The 16980-nt window shown below is 54.0% G+C and carries 14 protein-coding genes; 3 read left to right on the forward strand and 11 right to left on the reverse strand.

Translation table 11 applies throughout. The annotated features are described in order from the left end of the window. Positions 1-14: 14 nt before the first annotated feature. The 10 genes from ACYQ8U_RS05680 to ACYQ8U_RS05725 all read right to left on the reverse strand — a co-directional run bounded on the left by ACYQ8U_RS05680 (position 15) and on the right by ACYQ8U_RS05725 (position 11929). On the reverse strand, positions 15-3662 hold the full coding sequence (locus ACYQ8U_RS05680; RefSeq protein ID WP_459944550.1) for an FAD-dependent oxidoreductase: 3648 nt from the start codon (positions 3660-3662) through the stop codon (positions 15-17). Continuing rightward, a complete protein-coding gene (locus ACYQ8U_RS05685; protein WP_459944551.1) occupies positions 3659-4525 on the reverse strand; it encodes a CoB--CoM heterodisulfide reductase iron-sulfur subunit B family protein in 867 nt (288 codons plus the stop codon). Before ACYQ8U_RS05685 ends, ACYQ8U_RS05680 begins: the two co-directional genes overlap by 4 nt. Beyond that, positions 4522-5085: a 4Fe-4S dicluster domain-containing protein gene (locus ACYQ8U_RS05690; RefSeq protein ID WP_459944552.1), complete on the reverse strand. Its 564-nt coding sequence runs from the start codon at positions 5083-5085 to the stop codon at positions 4522-4524. The genes ACYQ8U_RS05685 and ACYQ8U_RS05690 overlap by 4 nt, the downstream gene beginning before the upstream one ends. Continuing rightward, on the reverse strand, positions 5078-6625 hold the full coding sequence (locus ACYQ8U_RS05695; RefSeq protein ID WP_459944553.1) for a two-component system sensor histidine kinase NtrB: 1548 nt from the start codon (positions 6623-6625) through the stop codon (positions 5078-5080). Before ACYQ8U_RS05695 ends, ACYQ8U_RS05690 begins: the two co-directional genes overlap by 8 nt. A gap of 6 nt (positions 6626-6631) precedes the next feature. After that, the gene (locus ACYQ8U_RS05700) at positions 6632-7510 is read right to left on the reverse strand and encodes a methylenetetrahydrofolate reductase (RefSeq protein WP_459944554.1); all 879 of its coding nucleotides are present in this window, start codon (positions 7508-7510) and stop codon (positions 6632-6634) included. A 176-nt stretch (positions 7511-7686) separates the two neighbouring features. Then, positions 7687-8724 (reverse strand): energy-coupling factor ABC transporter ATP-binding protein, encoded by a 1038-nt coding sequence (locus ACYQ8U_RS05705; protein ID WP_459944555.1) that lies wholly within the window; start codon positions 8722-8724, stop codon positions 7687-7689. Next, positions 8714-9418, reverse strand: a complete 705-nt coding sequence (locus tag ACYQ8U_RS05710; protein WP_459944556.1) for an ABC transporter permease — start codon at positions 9416-9418, stop codon at positions 8714-8716. Before ACYQ8U_RS05710 ends, ACYQ8U_RS05705 begins: the two co-directional genes overlap by 11 nt. 167 nt (positions 9419-9585) lie before the next feature. Continuing rightward, a complete protein-coding gene (locus ACYQ8U_RS05715; protein ID WP_459944557.1) occupies positions 9586-10479 on the reverse strand; it encodes an ABC transporter substrate-binding protein in 894 nt (297 codons plus the stop codon). 3 nt (positions 10480-10482) lie between these two features. Beyond that, on the reverse strand, positions 10483-11421 hold the full coding sequence (locus tag ACYQ8U_RS05720) for a substrate-binding domain-containing protein (RefSeq protein WP_459944558.1): 939 nt from the start codon (positions 11419-11421) through the stop codon (positions 10483-10485). Between the two features lie 352 nt (positions 11422-11773). Next, positions 11774-11929: a hypothetical protein gene (locus ACYQ8U_RS05725; RefSeq protein WP_459944559.1), complete on the reverse strand. Its 156-nt coding sequence runs from the start codon at positions 11927-11929 to the stop codon at positions 11774-11776. Positions 11930-11994: 65 nt separating this feature from the next. On the opposite strand from ACYQ8U_RS05725, the gene ACYQ8U_RS05730 reads away from it, so the two are divergent. Further along, positions 11995-12957, forward strand: a complete 963-nt coding sequence (locus ACYQ8U_RS05730) for a roadblock/LC7 domain-containing protein (protein WP_459944560.1) — start codon at positions 11995-11997, stop codon at positions 12955-12957. Between the two features lie 26 nt (positions 12958-12983). Here the strand turns inward: ACYQ8U_RS05730 and ACYQ8U_RS05735 are convergent, their stop codons facing one another. Further along, positions 12984-13379, reverse strand: a complete 396-nt coding sequence (locus ACYQ8U_RS05735; RefSeq protein ID WP_459944561.1) for a roadblock/LC7 domain-containing protein — start codon at positions 13377-13379, stop codon at positions 12984-12986. Positions 13380-13535: 156 nt separating this feature from the next. Here ACYQ8U_RS05735 and dtd point away from each other — a divergent pair, with 156 nt between their 5' ends. Continuing rightward, complete coding sequence (gene dtd, locus ACYQ8U_RS05740) at positions 13536-13985, forward strand: D-aminoacyl-tRNA deacylase (protein WP_459944562.1); 450 nt, start codon at positions 13536-13538, stop codon at positions 13983-13985. 33 nt (positions 13986-14018) lie between these two features. Further along, positions 14019-16937, forward strand: coding sequence for an insulinase family protein (locus ACYQ8U_RS05745; protein ID WP_459944563.1), 2919 nt, complete (start codon positions 14019-14021; stop codon positions 16935-16937). Positions 16938-16980 lie beyond the last annotated feature (43 nt).

The following is a 16980-nucleotide window of genomic DNA, read 5'->3' on the forward strand; positions in this document are numbered from 1 at the left end:
CCTTTCATTCCAATTTAGGACGCGCAGTACGATTCGATCTTTGCTCTGATATTCCGGTCGTCATATCGACCCATAAAAATAGTCTTGGCCGGACACTCGGCCACGCAGATGCCGCAGCCCTGACAGAGGGCTGGATTAATCTCCGCGGCATGCTGATCATTAATAAATGGTACCCCATAGGGGCAGGCCCGAACACAGGTCAGACAGACGGCGCAGTTGGTCGGATCAACCCGGGAGACGATGCCGGACAACTTTTTACTGTCTTTTGACAGCAGGGTCGCGGCCCTGGCCACCGCCGCCTGGGCCTGGGCGATAGTCTCGCTGCTGCTCTTCGGCCCATGGGCGGTACCGGCCATGAACAGCCCTTCGCTGGGCAGGTCGACCGGCCGCAGCTTGGCATGCGCCTCGATGAAAAAGCCGCCCTCATTTCTCGGTACGAGCAGCATCGAGGCGAGCTCTTCGGTATCCCGGGGTTTCATGCCGGTGGACAGAACCAGCAGGTCGGGTTGCAGGCGGACCTGCAGTCGAATTGACGGGTCGGTTACAGTGATGTCAATCCCGGTCTCACCGGTGCTGATTGCCGGAGGATTCTCGACCGGATCAAAACGGATAAAATTCACTCCCGCCTGACGGGCCAGCCGGTAGTCGAGCTCGCCCAGGCCGTAACAGCGCATATCGCGGTAGAGCACATCCACTCGCGCCTCGGGGAACATTTTCTTGAAACGTAAACTATTTTTAATCGCATGATTGCAGCAGATTCGCGAACAATAGGGCAGATGCTCGTCATCGCGGGATCCGGCACACTGCAGCATGACGACACGGGCATGGTGCCAGTCGGCTGCTGTGCCGTTTTCCAGAGCCGCCTCGAAATCGGTCTGGGTCATCACCGAATCAAGGGTTCCGAGACCATGGATTTCCGGCCGATATTCCTCTGCCCCGGTGGCGACAAGGATCGCCCCATGTTTGAGCGTCCGGGTTGCGCCGGAGGGCATGACGATCTCCGTCTCAAAAGAGCCGACAAAACCGGACTGTTCGACCACCTGGCTGCTGGTAAAGACCTTGATCCGTTCATCGGCAATAATTTTTTCATTGAGGCTGAAAAGGAAATCGGCGAATTTCCGGCCATCACCACTGCGCTGCAGGTGCAGCAGCTGGCCGCCGAGAACCGGTTCCTGTTCGATCAGATAGACGCCAAAACCCTGGCGGGCCGCCTCGATGGCCGCAGTCATCCCGGCGACACCGCCGCCGACGACAAGCAGCCGTGAGTCAACCGTAAACTCAAGTTCGTCCAGAGGTTCTCCGGCGGTGGCATTGGCCACAGCCATGCGGGTCAGCCTTTTTGCTTTTTCCGTGGCCAGGACCGGATCGTTGGCGTGGACCCAGCTGCACTGGTCACGGATGTTGGCCATATCAAAGAAATACTTATTCAGCCCGGCCTGCTGCAGGGTTGACTGGAAAAGCGGTTCGTGGGTCGTCGGCGAACAGGCAGAGGTGACCACCCGGTTTAATCGGTGCTCTTCGATGATTTGCCGCATCCGTTCCTGGGAATCCTGCGAACAGGTATACAGCGGATGCTCGGCGTAGACTACCCCCGGCAGCGTCCTGGCATACTCGGTCACCGCGGCGACGTCGACCACCGAGGCGATGTTGGTGCCGCAGTGGCAGATAAAAACCCCGATGCGCAGCTCGTCATCCGGCCCCGGCGTCCGTTCGGGAGGCAGGACCTCCTTGGTGATCAGACTGCCGCGGGCCTCGGCCAGACTGGCGGAAGCAGCTTCCGCTGCCGCCGAGGCCTCACAGACCGTCTCGGGGATATCCTTTGGTCCCTTGACCGCTCCACTGACAAAGATGCCCGGCCGGGAAGTGGCCAGCGGCTGGTAGCAGTCGGTCACGGCAAAGCCGTAGCGATCGAGTTCGATATCGAGTGTACCGGCCAGCTCTTTCGTCTGTTTGGCGACCTGGATGCCGACGGACAGGACAACCATATCGAAGGCTTCCGTCTGTCTCTTGCCGGATTCGTCGACATAGCGCAGTTCGAGGTCGCCGGTCAGCGGATCTTCGAAGACCCGGCTGACCATGGCCCGGACAAAACGCACCTGGTGTTCCTTGGCTCTCTTGACATATTCATCAAAATTCTTGCCGAAGGAACGCATGTCGATATAGAAGATGGTCGGCTCGATGGAAGAATCATGTTCCCGGGCGATATATGCCTCCTTCGTCGCATACATACAGCAGACCGACGAGCAGTAATCGCGATCGCAGGAATGATCCCGGGAACCGACGCACTGGATCCAGGCGATCTTCTTCGGATGTTTGCCGTCACCCGGCCGGGCTACCGTGCCGGAGGTTGGCCCCGAGGCGGAAAGAAGCCGTTCAAATTCGATGCTGGTGACGACATTTTTATACAGGCCGTAGCCGAACTCGCCGCGCATGCGGGCATCAAACACCTCAATCCCCGGCGAGAAAATGACCGAACCGATGTCGATCTCCGTTTCGGTCTCCCGGTGGTCATAATGGATGGCCCCGACGCCGCATATCGTCGCACAGGTACCGCAGGCGCCGGTATTGAGCTGCACACAGCTCGCGGCATCGATGACCGGAACCCGTGGCACCGCCTGGGGATAATGAATATTGATCGGTTTTCGCCCGTTCAGGCCTTCGTTGAAAAGATTGAGCAAAGGTCGCGGCGTCCGGTTGGTGACCTGGTCTATGGTGAGAAAATTCACCGGACAGACGGACACACAGGCACCGCAGACCTGACAGATGTCGACCCCGGTCTCAATCCCCTCCTCGACCATCTTCAGCGCGCCGATGTGCATCACCTTCTCGCAGGTAATGGCGCAGAGGCCGCAGCGGATGCAGTCCTTTTTCTCCGAAACGCCTGCTTTTGTCCGGCCGAATTCTCTCCCGAGGATTTGTGACCGGGCATGAACGGCGGCGCCGATGCTTTTATCGAGATCAGGAGCATCATCGACCTTGATGGCCAGAAACTTTTCCGGACAGGCGACGAAGCAGGCGCCGCAACCGGTACATTTGTCCTGAATGACAACCGCCTTCTGTTTTTTCTCCCAGCTGATCGCCCCATGCAGACAGGCGCGGTGACAGCTGCCGCACATGGAACAGGCCTGTTCATCAACGGTAAAGGTCCATTTGTGCGACGAGGTGGCTTGCGGCAGGCCTGGTCCTTTGATAACCCTTTTCTCCTTTGCCTTCGCCCGACTCTTTTTCTCTCCTTCCCCTGGCATTTCCGGGAAATGAGAAATCTGAGTGACCGGGCAGACCAGTTCGCACAGGCCGCAGCCGGTGCAGGCGGCGACATCGACATAGCGGGCATGACGGACGATGGTGGCCTTAAACCTGCCGGCATCCCCCGACAGGTTTTTCACCTCACTGTGGGTAAACAGTTCGATGTTTTTATGGCGGCCGACCTCGACCAGTTTTGGCGAGACGATACACATCGAACAGTCATTGGTCGGAAAGGTCTTATCCAGCTGGGCCATCTTGCCGCCGATTGCCGGGGAGCTTTCCACCAGGTAAACCTTGATACCGGCATTGGCAAGGTCAAGCGCCGACTGCATGCCGCTGATGCCGCCACCGATAACCATGACCGCACCGGTTGGATTTTTCGTACTGCCTGCAAAGGTATTGAGGTTTCCTGTCATGCCGAATCCTCCTTTCTGGTTGACGCATCAGCTATTACATTGGCAAGAACCGCCGGAGAAATCAGATGGACCTTCTGCTGCCGGGCGGGATAACTGCCGCTCAACGCCGCAGCAATCAGCTCGGTGGCAAAAAACACCGGCATTCCCGCAGGCACACCACTCTCCGGAGCCTGGCGACTCTCAACATTGGCCTGACACATGGGACAGTCGGTGACCATCGCCTCGGCCCCTGCCCTTTTTGCGGCGGTGACGATGTCACCCACCAGTTTTTCGGCAATATCCGGCCGGGCCATGGTCAGACTGCCAGAGCAGCATTCGGTCCGGTGCGACCAGGCAACAGGTCTGGCACCGATGGCGGCGACGATCTGCTCCAGGGTTTCCGGCATCTCCCAGTTACGCGCATCGGTGACGCGCGGATTACGCAGGGACAGGCAGCCGTAGTAACAGGCTATGGGCAGGTCGCCAAGCGGCCGGGCCACCTTATCTTTTATTGCCGCGAGAATTTCAGCTCTAGCGAGGAAGGTGCTGATATGGACGATCTGCAAACGCGGGGCATATTCCTTGACGTCCCAGAATGTCGGATTTTCCCGCAGGGTCTTATCCGCCGCCTTCAACCTCTGGAAACAGGCGGCGCAGGGCACAAGGATGTCGAGATCGGCATCCACGGCCTGCAGCAGGTTACGCATGGGCAGACGCATGCCCACTTCATGATCGGTCATATGCGCGGAAGACGCTCCACAGCAGTTCCAGTCGGGAATGTCGACCAGCTCAATATCAAGTGCCCGGCAGATTTCCCGTACCGACTGGTCATAGTCAAGCGCTGTCCCTTGCAGGGAGCAGCCGGGGTAGTAAGAAAGTTTCATCGGTCATACTCCTTTCCCTTGCCGGAAAATATTTCTTTGATTTCCGCTTTACCATCAATCGAATGGGGCACCAGCTTGAGCTTGCCTTTTAAAAACATGCTCATGCCAAGTTTCATATCGCCCATCAGATCTCCTGATTTCACTTTGTAATTGGCTATCATACCTATCTCGTAGGCCTTTCCCCACCTGCCGACGGAACCAAGAAAGGATTGATGAAACAGGGGAATCCGGGGTTCGGCGGGTGCTACACCCTTTCTCAGCGCAAGTTCGCGCAGGACGTCCATCAGGCCGGCGATTTCGATCTCATTCGGGCATCGTGTCGCACAGGTTTCACAGGCGGCGCAGAGCCAGATGGCATGGCTGTGCAGCAGCCTGTCCTCCTGGCCATAGGCGGCAAGCCGGACAACCTCCATGACATTGAGGTCAAAAAAATCTCCTATGGGACAGCCGGAAGAGCAGCGGCCGCACTGATAGCAGGCCTGCACATCGATATCCCGTGATTTCAGTTTATCGAGGAATTTTTCACTCCGTTCATCGGGGGAAATACAGTTTTTATCCATGGTTCTCTCCAGTCATAGTTTCCATGACAACCGGAAACCTGAGGGTGAAGGTGGTTCCCGTCTCAGGCGAGGAAGTTACCCTGATTGACCCTTTGTGTTCCTTGACTATCGCATAGGAAACCGACAAACCAAGCCCGGTCCCTTCGCCTGCTGCCTTTGTGGTAAAAAAGGGATCGAAGATTTTTTCGAGAAGGCCGTTGTCGATTCCGGGACCGGAATCCTCGATGAGAATTTCGTTGATATCCTTGTTGGCTCTGGTCCTGCTGGTAATACGCAGCTGCCCCTTGCCTTCCATGGCCTGAACGGCGTTGACAACGATGTTCATGACCACCTGATTCAGCCTGATGGCATTACCGTAGATCGGCGGCAGCTCGGGGGTCAGCTCGCGGATGATAGTGATATTTTGGAAAAGCGGCTGATGCTGCAGAACGGTCAGGGTTTTATTGATGACATCATTGAGGTTGACCAGCTCCATCTCATAGGTGGTCTGATGGGAAAATTCCAACAGGTCGGCGACGATGACCTTGCACCTCTCCGCCTCATTGACAATGGTCTGCAGGTCGCTGGCCAGCGGATGATCCGCGCCCAGATCCTCCTGTACCAGATTGGCATAGAGCATGATCCCGGACATCGGATTGTTGATTTCGTGGGCCACTCCGGCGGCGAGACGGCCAAGGCCGGCCATTTTTTCCGACTGCATGAGCATACGGTGGGTCTGTTCGAGGTCTTCTTCAATCCGCTGCATCGCTCGAAGATCGGTGAACAGGCCAAAAGTGGCAATCTCCTTGTCACGGTCGTAAATGATTCCGCCGGAAAAACTGACCGGGATATCGTGACCATCCTTGTGCTTGACAATCAGTTCATGGCGCAGCAATTTCCCTTTGCCGCCGAAATGATCGCTGCGCATTCTTTTAATCAGTTCGTAGGCCACCCCCTCATTGTACAGCTGGGTGACATGCAGCGACTGAATGTCCTCTTGATTATAGCCGAGCAGCGACTGGGCCTCCTGGTTAAACAGGACGATCTTCCCCTTCATATCCGAGGCAATAATACCATCGACGGAACTATCAATGAGATTGTGGAAAAAGGCGTTGCTGCGCCTGAGCTCGCCTTCAAGATTTTTTTGTTCGGTGATATCGATAAGATAAAGAAGGTAATATTCCGTTGCGGCTGGAGGAAAAACAACCACGGCACTTAGGATGCACCATTCGTTTTCCCGGGTAAATTCTACTTCATAGCGTATCTTGCTGCCGACCTTGCCGCCCCGCTGTTCAAAATGGTCTCGTATGAGGAGAAAGAGCTCACTGTTGTGTTCTCCGAGGATTTCCTGCAAACTCGCGCCGTCGATCCTGCCGTACGGAACACCGAGAAATCTGCTCGCTGCCGGATTGGCATGGATGACGGTATGGTCCGGCCCGACAACGATCACGCCGTTGGGCGTTTCTTCGAGGATGGTATGCAGATAGTGATACGGACCCAGATCTTCGATCAGGGCATCTGCTTCCCGGTTTGCTGTTGAGAGAACGGCTACGCTCTTCACGGCGTCCTAGCGACCGATTAAATCCAGAAATTCAGGTAACCTGTCCCTCCACCCCATGGCATGTAAAACAACTCCGTCGCCAAGAGGGGCCAGATCCCTCATAAGATCAGCGGCAACCTGCATTCCGGCATCTTTTTTCACCGGAGCCTCCATCATCTTTTTCAAAAATTCCTGAGGAATCGACGGTACTCCCGGCAGGTTATTGAGGTAACGCACCATTGTCACCGATTTCAAAAACATCACCGAGGAAAAAAGCTTGATGCCGGTCTCCTCGGCAAAAGGCAGGAACTGTTCGACAATATTCAGGTCATAGGTCGGTCCCAGGGTCACCGACTGCACACCGTACTGGCCAAGCTGTTTGAAAAACTCCGCCCGTTCCCGGTTAAAATTCACATCGTCGGACAACTCGATCGCCACACCTAAATGAAAGTCGGTGGCCCCGTCCAGGGTTTCACCGGCCAGATCCTTGCCGTTATTCAGGGCGGCGACGCACTGCAGCATGGAGACCAGATCGAGATCGCCGCTGGTCCTGGCCACCGGCTGATCGCCTTCCGCCGGATCATGGCCTTCCTTGATGACGATATTTTTAATACCCAGTGCCGCAGCGGAAAGGAGTTCGGCCTGAAACGAGATCCGGTTTCTGTCCCGGCCGGTAATGATCATTTCCGGTTCAAGGCCTTTTTCCTTGAGCGCCAGGCAGGGAGCGATGGGTGACATGCGCATGATCGCGTGTTCACAGTCAGTCACCCGGACACCATCGACGCGCCCCCTTACCTGCAAAGCTGTAGTGAGGAAAGTGTCCAGATTCACCCCCTTGGGCGGATCAATCTCTGCAATAAGCGAATACCTTTTGTTGGCGGGCGTGGTTTTTTCTGCGGCGTCCATTGAACCTCCTGTAAGATGAGAATGAGAAGCTGCTTCTTAGGGAGAGTGGAGATTTTGTTCTTTGATATTAACTGTCGACTCGACCATGTGCTGAAAATCGGCCTTTTCGTATCAGTTTCATTTAACTTGTTATTCAAGACAATATCAAGACAAAAAATAATAGAAGAAGCTCTGCGTTACCTCGCCAGATCTATTCGGGTAAAATGGGTGGCGTCGTGGGGAATAAAAATCGACATTTTATCACCTATGGCCGGTTTTTCCAGGCGATACTGCTCCATGGAAAGCACTGCCGTCAGCTTTACGCCGACATCAATGACAACACGTATCCGGCCGCTGTCCTGGGCAAGATCGGTGATATGGCCGCTCAAAAGATTTCCTTCGGCGGGGTTGGTGGTTTTCGGGTTGAAAACGATACGGTCCGGATCGATATGGATCTTGGCGACCTTGGTCTCAGCAGGGCAGGTATGTGCCGGAAGCCGCAAGAAAAGCTGCCCGGTAAGCTGACAGAGACATCCTTCCTCCGACGCATCAATAACGTTTACCCGGTAGATATTATCGCTGGCGATATCCGACAGGGTACCGTTCTGCAGCAGCAGCGTATGGTCGGCGAGCCGCTGCCCCTGGGAGAGATAGTGGGTTGAAAAAATGATCGACCCCTGCCGTTCCTTGTTGATTCTCTCGATAATATTAAGAATAATTTCCTGATTCTCATTATCGACATTGGCGGTCGGCTCGTCGCAGAGCAACACCTCCGGTTGTAAAACCAGGGCCCTGGCCAGGGCGACCCGCTTCGTCTCACCTCCGGACAACCCTCGGGCGTCATAATCGAAAAAGTTTTCCATACCAACCAGCTCGAGGGCCTCCTCGATGCGCTGCCGGCGGGTCTTAGCGTCGACCTTGCGCACCTTCAGGCCGAATTCGACATTTTTCCACACCGAACCGGTAAACATGATCGGGTTCTGATCAAGCAGCACCACCTGACGGCGCAAGGCGTAGAGCTGCTTTTCGTCAAACGACACCGGCCTGTCCAGAAAATGCACCCTGCCACTCGTCGGCTTATCCAGAAAGGCGAGGATCTTCAACAGACTGGTTTTTCCGGCACCGTTCGGTCCGATCAAGGTGTAGATCCGATGCGGGCTGATCTCCAGGGCATCGATGTTCAAGATAGTCCGGCTGCCGTGACATCGTTGCAGTTTTTCCAGTTTATACAGCATCGTGTCCGGTCCTGCCCTGCAAGAGGTGAAAGAGCATATTGATGGCAAAGGCAAAGGTCATCAGGGTGATGCCGAGGGCCACGGCGAGAACGAATTCACCCTTGTCATACTCCAGGGCCATGGCTGTGGTCATGGTTCTGGTGAACCCCTTGGCGTTGCCGCCGAGCATCATACTTATGCCCACCTCGGCGATAACTCGACCGAAGGCGGCGATGACTGCGGCGAAGATACCATAGCGCGCCTCTTTAAGGATGACCAACGCCATCTGGCTGCGGTTCGCGCCAAGGGTCAGGGCGGTCATCCGGTAGCGCTTATCGATCCGGCTGATGGCGGCAATGGTCAGGGTCATGATGACCGGCACAATGAGAATAATCTGCCCGATAATGATCGCCTTCTGGGTATAGAGAAGATCGAGGGGGCCGAGAATGCCGCGCCGGGAGATAAAGGAATAGACCAGCAGGCCGATAACCACGGTGGGCAGGGCCAGCAAGGTGTTTAAACAGGTTAACACCAGCCGCTTACCGGGAAAAGTGCCATAGGCGATAACAAAACCGCCCGGAATACCTAGAATCGACGCTATCAGGGTCGCCGAGAAACTGACATTCAGTGAAACCAATACGATTTCAATAAGTTCGGCATCAAAGGACATGAACAGCAGGAACGCCGACCGGACACTGTCAAATAACAAATCCATCCGATAACTCTACTCCAAGAACATGAAAATAATCGAAACAACAAAGAAAAACGAGGCACCTTCACTGCGATATCCCTTCAATATAAGGCGCCATGGTAAATAAAAAGGGAGGCGTTGTCAACATAGCCTCCCCAGGGTACGAATTAAAAGAAAATCACACGACTAACTTATAAGGCATCCGGAAAGAAAAGTTGTTTCCCTTCAAGCTGATAGCCGCCAATCAGTTTTTGTCCCTTCTCGGAAATAATCCAATTGACAAACTGCATGGCCAGGTCGTTTTGCACGTGGGGATGTTTCGCCGGATTTACCGGGATAATGCCGTACGGATTGGCCAGCGCTTCACCGCCTTCGCAGAGGATCTCAAGCTCAACCGCCGGAGTTTTGCCATATTTATATTTGATATAGGTACCGCGATCGGTCATGGTATAGCCTTGTTTTTCTTCTGCGAAAGTAATGGTCTTGCCCATGCCCTGGCCAATGGACATATACCAGTCGCCGCCCTCTGCCGGGACGCTGAAGCTGATTTCCTTCTCTTTTCCTTTACTGATAATTTTTTGACTCTGCTTGGCAAGAGCAACACCGGATTCCACCCAAAGCGCCTGCTCTTTGGTATGCGTGCCGCTATCATCACCGCGGGAGACAAATATTGCCTTTACCGCGGCAATCTTTCCAAGAGCCTTACCGGCGTCCGACATCCCCTTAATCCCCGCTGGGTCGGCATCAGGCCCGATAATAACAAAGTCATTGTGCATAACCGCATAGCGTTTTGTGCCAAAACCATCGGCGACAAACTTATCTTCCGGTACCCTAGCGTGAACAAAGATTACATCCACATTACCGTCCACACCATCTCTTATTGCCGCTCCCGTTCCTTTGGCAATGACCTTTACCTCTATACCGGTATCTTTTTTAAATTCCGGAAGAAGCACATCAAGCAGACCGGACGACTCCGTGCTGGTTGTCGTCGACATCTTCAGGACCTTCTCTTCAGAGGATGCATTGCCGGCAAAACAGGCGATCAAACAGAAAATTCCCAACCAGGTGATTACCTTTTTCTTCATACCTTATTCCTCAATTGTAAAATTATCGGGAAAAAGCATTTTCCCACACAGTGATACATCATAGCCTTCATACGTACCGGCCAGCTGCCTAAAGGACTCCTCATGGAGCAGGCCGATGAAATTCTGAATTGCCCGTTCAAAAAAACGTTCCCGCAAGATAAGCAGATCAAACCGTTCCCAGCGCAGGGGAATAAAATCAAGCCCGAGCAGACCGGCAACGGCTTGAATGGCCGGGGCGACATCGGCGCGGCCGGCAAAGACTTCCAGACCTGCATCGAGATGCCGGGAAACCTCGTGGTGGTAGCCGGAAATCTGCCCAGAAGAGATGTCCGATTTAGCAATTTCATAGTCAAGAAGCAGCCGCGTTCCCGTGCCCAGCGGACGATTGACCAGCGTGACATCTTTTCTGGACAGATCAGCTATGCCGGTGATTCCCTTCGGATTGCCTTTCTTTACCAAAAGCCCCTGCCGGCGAAGGCTGAAATTGACAAAGACCGGTGCCTTATCGAGTTCCTGATTGGCGAAATCAAAATTGTATTCTTCATTGTCATCCTGCAGCAGGTGGCAGACGCCTATGTGGCAGATGCCCCGCCTGAGGCTTTTCAAACCGCCCATGCTGCCGAGATTGGCAAAAAATCCGACCGTCGCGGGAAATTTTGCATGGAAAAGCGACAGGGTTTTCTGGAAGAGCAGATCATCACTGCCGGCCAGCAGCAGGATTCCCTCGTCCGAAGAACCGCTCAATCCCGGTTTACGATAGTTGAGAATATTCGTCTCCAGCCAGTCCTCGACAAGTCTTCTCGGAAAAAGCCATTTGCCGGTAATTTTCGTCGCGGGCAGTCCTTTGTCGTTGACCAGTGCATAGATCATCTTGTCGTTGACATGAAGCAGCTGGGCGACTTCTCTGGTCGTAAGAAATTTCTCGTTGTGGATCATGCTCATGGGGCTTTTTCTACTCCTTGGGAAGACATAAATACTGTGCAATGCATTACTCAAAACCACGGATTTAATCCATCATTAGACGTTTTATTACTCAATAATAACCAAAAAGAACCAATACCGACACCTTACCGACACCTGACTTCGATTTCCCTGTTCATTTCGTCCGTTCGACGAGGTTTCAACATTCTGCCGATTTTTCCACATGACCAAAATGGCAATTTTCGGCGTGAACAATTGTTTTCTTGTTTTTTCAATAAAAATCAATGTAGTATGTAGTTGTTGCTGCCACAACAAAGCCTGCTGCCGCCATTCATGAAGAGTAAACTCAACATCTATTCGCATGTATCAATGATCACGCAACAACAACCGACTGATCAAAAATCATATCACGCTCCATGAAGAGATAGACAGCGACTTGCCGAAAAGCATTGTTGATCCGCACCAGCTGCAACAGGTTTTTCTCAATCTTTTTTTGAATGCCATCGATGCCATCAAGGAACAGTGCCACATCGACGTCAGGGCGAGCCTACCGAGCAAAAATCGGCTCCGACACTACAGAAAAATGGTGCAACTATGACAAGAGTGCTGGTAGTAGATGATGAAGAGGATATGCTCTGGATGCTCCAGAGAAATCTCAACAAAGACATGAAGGATGTTGAAATTCTCGCCGCCAAATCCGCAGAAGAGGCGCTCAAGGTAAATGACGGTTTCCAGGGTACTGTCGACGGGGTTGATTTGATCGATATCGTCAAGTTCAACGCACTTTCCCGGGCAACCGCGGCGCTGAAGGTGACATCCGGAGAACAGGAGGGCATGATTTTCTTCAAGGATGGCGCGGTAGTCCATGCCATGTACCGGCAGCAGATCGGGGAAGACGCTTTTTTTACAATCCTCGGCTTTAATGGCGGTTCCCTGCAAAACATACGCGGCATGCAGCCGCCCATCGTCAGTATCCGCAAAAGTATTGATGCTCTGCTCTTTGAAGCGGCGGTGCAAAACGACGAAAATTCCGCCCTGCAAAGCATCCTTATGGACAACGCCCGGTCGGCGGCCGATCCAGTTGCCCAGTGCTCGGACAACGAGCAACCGCAGCCGACACAATCAGCGCGGGAAGCCGATAAGAACCTGAGCGTTCTCTTGGAAAATATACCCGAAATGCTCACCAAGAAATATGCCATGACGGAAATTCAGACTATTTTAGCCGAATTTACCAACATTGAAGGCGTGCATACTGCCTGCCTGGTCGGTCGGGATGGATTTTTACTCGATAGCCTGGCCCGGGCAGGCATTGACGCGGAAATGGTCGCCGCCATTGCCTCTTCCGGGTTAGGGTCGGCTGAATTCCTCGGCAGGCAACTTGGTCAGGGATATCTGCGCATGACCATGTTTGAATTTGAAAACGGGCCGGTGATGTTCGCTCCCGTCGGCGAGAACGCCTTTCTGGTCATCGTCGCCGACCAGGAGACCAATCTCGGCTGGATCAGGATCAGTATCAAAAAATATTCGACCAAAATCCAGGAACTGGCATCGCTGTGACAATACGGACAAGCTCCTCGTTATATTTATTGGTAGTTCTTCTGAAAGTAACTGGCAAAGCCGGCAAACTGCGCCTCATATTTTTTGATGAGCAGCCGCGCCTTGCCTAGCCATTCCTCTTTTGTCGTCATGACAAAGATAAAAAACGGCTGGTTGTCAGTGTGCCTGATGATAAAATGATAGTGGAGGGTGGTGATAAGAATATCCTCCACGACCTCGTCGTCGGCCAGCAGGTTGATGGCCTTGGCGTTCGACTTGACAATTGACGCCAGATAGGCGGCGGCGACGGCCGGTTCGACATCCTCTCTCCGGCTCACTTCGGCAATGGACATGCCGTCTTCAACGGTCACGACGGCGGCAGCGAGTATGCCGGGAAGTTCCATGGACATCTGATCGATGAGATTCTGGAGCAATTTTATCATCTGTTTTCCTGCATAAAATCCAATCTGGCAAAGAACCGACTTTAAATACCTGTTGCAAATGAGTATACCATTTGACTTAGTCAATATGAAATGATTTCTTACCATTACCACAGGAACGGCAGGCGGAATATCATCCATGCACGACGGGGAGACTACATGCGGGCGGTAATTCAGAGAGTACGCCGGGCGTCGGTGACCATAGACGGGTCAATCCATGGTGAAATTGGCCGGGGCATGGTGGTTTTACTCGGCATCCACGGCAACGACACGCTGACCGACCTGCAATGGCTGGCGGAAAAAGTCGTCAATCTGCGAATATTTGACGATGCGCAGGGAAAAATGAACCTTTCCCTTGCGGAAATTGATGGGGCAATGCTTATCATTTCCCAATTCACCCTGTACGGTGATTGTCGCAAGGGGCGAAGACCGGGATTTTCCTCGGCGGCTCCCCCGGAGATTGCCGAGCCGCTGTACCACCGATTTATTGCAGAGATAAAAAATAAACAGGTCAAGGTTGCCAGCGGCATCTTTCAGGCCGCCATGGACGTCGAGCTGGTCAATGAAGGCCCGGTCACCCTGCTACTCGACTCGGAAAAACAATTTTGATGGCGTCGCTCACTTTAAGCATAAGGATTTATAATGATATTCACACCAGGCTCCACCTATTCCGGTTTTACCCTCAAGACCCACACGTTTATCCAGGAAATCGATTCGGATGTCTATGTATTTGAACACGAATTGCTGAAATGTCCGCTCCTGGCCATCAAAAACAGCGACACCAATAAAACCTTTTCCGCCGCCTTCAATACCATCCCCACCGATTCAACCGGGGTTGCCCATATTCTCGAGCATTCGGTGCTGATGGGCTCAAAAAAATATCCGGTCAAGGATGTCTTCGGCGAGATCAACAAGGGCGGTCTGACCACCTTTCTCAACGCCATGACCGGTGCCGACATCACCTATTATCCCTTTGCCACCAGGAACCTGAAAGAATATTTCAACATCATGGACGTCTATTGCGACGTGGTTTTTAATCCACTGCTCGCCCGCTCGACATTCGAGCAGGAAGGCTGGCATTATCACCAGGAAGGCCCGGATCAACCGTTGAAGTTTCAGGGCGTGGTCTACAACGAGATGAAAGGCGCCTTTTCCGACCCGATTCGCTTTATATTCCACCACATCTTTGCCGGCCTGATGCCCGGCTCCACCTATGCCCACGAATCCGGCGGCGATCCGAAAAATATCCCTGATCTGACCTATGAACAGTTCTGCGACTTCCACAAAAACCATTACCATCCGTCCAACGGCTTCTTTTTCGTCTACGGTGACGCCCCGCTGGAAGATGAGCTGGCCTTTCTCCAGCAGCGATTTTTTTCGGCCTTCAAGCAGCCCGTGCCCCAGGCCGTCATCGAACAGGGAACCCTGCCGACCGAGCCGGTGTTCATCACCGACAGTTACGCAGTCGACTCAAGCGATATTTCCGGCAAGACCTTTCTCGCTGTCGGCACCAACGTCTCTACAGTCGCCAACCGCGAGGAAAACAGTGCGTTTCAGATCATCGCCAACATCCTCTTCAACTCCGACGGCTCTCCCCTGAAGAACGCCATAGTCTCCAGCGGCCTGTGCAAGGATTTCGGCGGCTTCTACCTGTCCACCTCCTCGTACCGCACCCTGATGGTCACCTATGTGGTCGGCAGCGAAGCGGAGCACCGCGACAGTTTCCTTGAATTGTACCGGAGTTCGCTGCTGCAGATGGTTACCGAGGGTCTCGACCGGGATCTGGTCCTCAGTGAGCTGAACAAGTTCGAATTCAATTTCCGCGAGGAGGCGAGCAAGGCCCAGCGCGGCCTTGATCTTATCAGCAAAGCGATGACCGGGCTGAAATATGCCGGCGACCCCATCGCCCATCTGATGAGCGAAGAACTCATCCAGACGCTCCGCCACAAGGCACTCAACGACGGCTATTTTGAAGAATTGATCAAAAAATTCCTCCTCGACAATCGGTCAACGGTCACCGTCACCCTGGTTCCCGACCCCACCAAACAGCAGAAGAGTCAGGCCGAGGAACAGCAGCGGCTGGCCGACTATGACAAGTCGGTGTCCGACGAGGAGAGGCAAAAACGCATCGAGCGCACCAGGGAACTGATGCAGGAACAACAGCAGCCGAACAGCCTTGAAACGCTGTCCCTGCTGCCGCAGCTGGACCTGTCCGACCTGTCGACGGAGGTCGATTTTCACGCGGTGGTGCCGACCGAGATGTTTGGCCGCGAGGTGCTGGTCAGCGAACTGATCACCAATCACATTTCCTATATCGATGTCGGTTTTGATATCTCCTGTCTGCCCCCGGACCTGCTGCCCTGGCTTGACCTCTTCGGCACCATCGTCACGGAAATCGGCACCAAGAGGCTCAACTACCAGCAGTTTGCCAAGGAAATAGCCACCTGCACCGGCTCCTTCTCCCATTCTCTGACCAGCTACACCAGGAGGCAGGATCCGGAGACCACCCGGCCGATGTTCTGGCTGCACCTGAAATGTCTACCCGACTACCTCGAGCGCGCCCTGCAATTGCTGGCGGAAATCTTCTCCTCGGTATCGTTTGCCGACCGGGCCAGGATCCGTGAAATAGTCGGCCGCGAGTTTGCCTGGGCGGAACATGCCGTGCAGAGTGAGGGCTACAGTCTCCCAGCCACCCGCGTCTTTGCCCATTTAAGTCTCGGCGGGCGATATAATGAAATGTTCAATGGTGTGACCTCGTACCTGGCCACCAAGGATCTGGCCCTCAATTATGACCGCAGGGAAGAACAATTCCTGGCGGCTCTGGCGCAGATGTCCACCCTGTTGTTTAATAAACAGAACCTGCTGCTGGCCGTGACGGCGGACAGTCAGGAACTGGGCCACCTGTCCAGGATAGGCAGCTGTCTCACCGACAGCCTGGCCGACACCCCGGTCAAAAGCCATGCGCTGCCGGAGCTGCAGCTGGCCGACCACGAGGCGTACATCACCGCGGCCGAGGTGGTCTTCGTCGTCCAGGGCGGCAACCTGCTGCCGGGCGGCAGGGGCTACAACGGCCACTTCGAAGTGCTGAAGACCTATCTGTCTCGGGATTATCTGTGGAATACCGTGCGGCAGTTAGGTGGCGCCTACGGCTGTTTCATTCAATTTGGTCAGATCAGCGGCAATCTGGCCTTTGTCAGTTATCGCGACCCGCAGGTCCAGAGAACCTATGACGCCTACAGCAGTGTCCCGGAGGTTGTCGCCGGACTTGATCTACCGGCCAAAGTCATGGAACAGCTCATTATCGGCACCTACGGCAACTTCGATCCCCTGCGCAGTGCCGCCGCCAGAGGCGCATCGGCCCGAAACGACTATTTGAACGGTATCGACGCGGAATACAAGCAACAGCGGCTCACAGAAATCATCTCGACCACCTCCGCCGACCTGCGCAGCTTCGCTCCGGCCTTTGCCGAGATGATGCCGAAGAGTTACCGGTCGATTATCGGCAACCGCAACAAGATCGAGGCCGATCGGTCGCTGTTTGACAGCATCACTGAGCTGTAACCTGAGAATATCATCAATAGGCCAGGGCTCTTGTTAGGACCCG

It is taken from the genome of Desulfocastanea catecholica, assembly GCF_054657295.1.

What these genes read in the sequence shown, in the direction of transcription:
- ACYQ8U_RS05710 (WP_459944556.1), bottom strand. Translation starts at nt 9,418, where the DNA reads ATGGATTTGTTATTTGACAGTGTCCGGTCGGCGTTCCTGCTGTTCATG.
- ACYQ8U_RS05730 (WP_459944560.1), top strand. Translation starts at nt 11,995, where the DNA reads ATGACAAGAGTGCTGGTAGTAGATGATGAAGAGGATATGCTCTGGATG.
- dtd (WP_459944562.1), top strand. Translation starts at nt 13,536, where the DNA reads ATGCGGGCGGTAATTCAGAGAGTACGCCGGGCGTCGGTGACCATAGAC.
- ACYQ8U_RS05735 (WP_459944561.1), bottom strand. Translation starts at nt 13,379, where the DNA reads ATGATAAAATTGCTCCAGAATCTCATCGATCAGATGTCCATGGAACTT.
- ACYQ8U_RS05685 (WP_459944551.1), bottom strand. Translation starts at nt 4,525, where the DNA reads ATGAAACTTTCTTACTACCCCGGCTGCTCCCTGCAAGGGACAGCGCTT.
- ACYQ8U_RS05690 (WP_459944552.1), bottom strand. Translation starts at nt 5,085, where the DNA reads ATGGATAAAAACTGTATTTCCCCCGATGAACGGAGTGAAAAATTCCTC.
- ACYQ8U_RS05715 (WP_459944557.1), bottom strand. Translation starts at nt 10,479, where the DNA reads ATGAAGAAAAAGGTAATCACCTGGTTGGGAATTTTCTGTTTGATCGCC.
- ACYQ8U_RS05705 (WP_459944555.1), bottom strand. Translation starts at nt 8,724, where the DNA reads ATGCTGTATAAACTGGAAAAACTGCAACGATGTCACGGCAGCCGGACT.
- ACYQ8U_RS05720 (WP_459944558.1), bottom strand. Translation starts at nt 11,421, where the DNA reads ATGAGCATGATCCACAACGAGAAATTTCTTACGACCAGAGAAGTCGCC.
- ACYQ8U_RS05700 (WP_459944554.1), bottom strand. Translation starts at nt 7,510, where the DNA reads ATGGACGCCGCAGAAAAAACCACGCCCGCCAACAAAAGGTATTCGCTT.
- ACYQ8U_RS05680 (WP_459944550.1), bottom strand. Translation starts at nt 3,662, where the DNA reads ATGACAGGAAACCTCAATACCTTTGCAGGCAGTACGAAAAATCCAACC.
- ACYQ8U_RS05745 (WP_459944563.1), top strand. Translation starts at nt 14,019, where the DNA reads ATGATATTCACACCAGGCTCCACCTATTCCGGTTTTACCCTCAAGACC.